This window comes from Microcoleus sp. Pol12B4, from assembly GCF_036701385.1.
Lineage (GTDB): Bacteria > Cyanobacteriota > Cyanobacteriia > Cyanobacteriales > Microcoleaceae > Microcoleus.
On the sequence record NZ_JAUBQR010000452.1, the window covers coordinates 1 to 1,296 of the forward strand.

Annotated in this window: 2 protein-coding genes and 1 pseudogene; all 3 read right to left on the reverse strand. The window is 45.8% G+C overall.

Annotation, left to right across the window (positions count from 1 at the left end):
• Window positions 1-266 (reverse strand): annotated as a pseudogene (locus tag QUA38_RS28980) (Hsp70 family protein); the annotation flags it as partial.
• 20 nt (window positions 267-286) lie between these two features.
• The gene (locus tag QUA38_RS28985) at window positions 287-1,069 is read right to left on the reverse strand and encodes an XRE family transcriptional regulator (protein WP_333167978.1); all 783 of its coding nucleotides are present in this window, start codon (window positions 1,067-1,069) and stop codon (window positions 287-289) included.
• 11 nt (window positions 1,070-1,080) lie between these two features.
• Window positions 1,081-1,296 (reverse strand): DUF2997 domain-containing protein (locus QUA38_RS28990; protein WP_333167981.1); only part of this gene is annotated, 216 nt, incomplete at its 5' end.

Genomic DNA, 1,296 nt, shown 5'->3' on the forward strand with positions numbered 1-1,296 from the left:
CGTTTAAAAGCTTTGAAAAAGCGGTCTGGCTGGGATTGCCCCAAACGCTGCGATCGCACTTTTTCTCCCAACACCAACTCTCCGGCATTTTTCACAAATACTAAAGTCGGAACTACAGATATTTCTCGCACCTCTCCGCTCGAGTTATTCGTTTTAAAAATGCGGGACATCTCGCCCAATCTCAAAGTTTCTGGTGTTTTCGTATCCGGGTTAAGAATGCAGACAACCGTATTGCTGGTGCCGAAGTCAATGGCAACTGTAGTCATGTTGATTTAAAATTTAAAATTTAATTTTTCATTCCCGCTGGAAGGGTGCGACTAACTTTAGCAGGAGTAAGAATTCGCTCTCCCTCTCGATAGCCGACAAACCGAATATAAACTAATTCTCCTTCTCTTATATCCTCAACATCCGGCTGGTGCAACTGCGGATTGTAAGCAGTTTGTTCCCACGCAGAACCAATCATTTCAAAATCCCAACTTGACAAGAGATTTTCTAAGGGAGTAAACAAAGCTGAGAGATTTTTGGCGGGCATATCCGGCTTGGCTTCTGCCATTTTGCGGGCGGCAGGATAGTTGGTTAACAAAGTTTGCAACTGTTCAAAGGTAGCGCGGCGAAAATCGGCAGTTAGTTGAGCTTTTTGCTGCTGCAATTCTTCCCGCAGCCGGAAACACTGCTGCCTCAATTCTTCTATTTCGCTGGGATCAGTTGTGATTGTAGCGGATATTGGCAGTGCGAGCAAAGTACGATCGAACTCTTGGAAATTCAAATTCAGCACTGTTGCCAGTCGCCTCAGTTGGTCTAGCGTGAGTTTTCCCACGTCTCCCTGCCGCACTAAACGTACCCCGTAGCGACTTAAGCCTGCTTTTTCGCCTAAGTCTTGCCAATCGAGAATGTCTAGCTGATTCATGCGTTCCCGCAGAATTGTATCGTACTTAAACTCGATCGCATCTCCCGCCTCAGATGCAGCATAAACGTAGACTAAAATTAGAAAAATGCCCCCGATAGCTAGCGCGAAGCTGAAGGCAGGCACTGTTGTTACATCAACTGTTGCACCGAGAAGATAGAACATTGTTAACTCTTCTAAACTTGTTTTAAAGTCTGCGTTTGTTCAACGCTCAAGTTTTCTTCGCCTTGGTAGTATTCTGGCAGCAAGTCTTGAGATTCTACTTTTCCGAGGGCTTTTTCAATTCCGGCGGTGGTTTCGGTGCAACTCGAACCGGTGGCGTTGAGGACGGTTTCGGTAATTTTGCCGTCTTTGCCGATGCGGTATTCTATTTGGCGGTATTCTGCCATAAT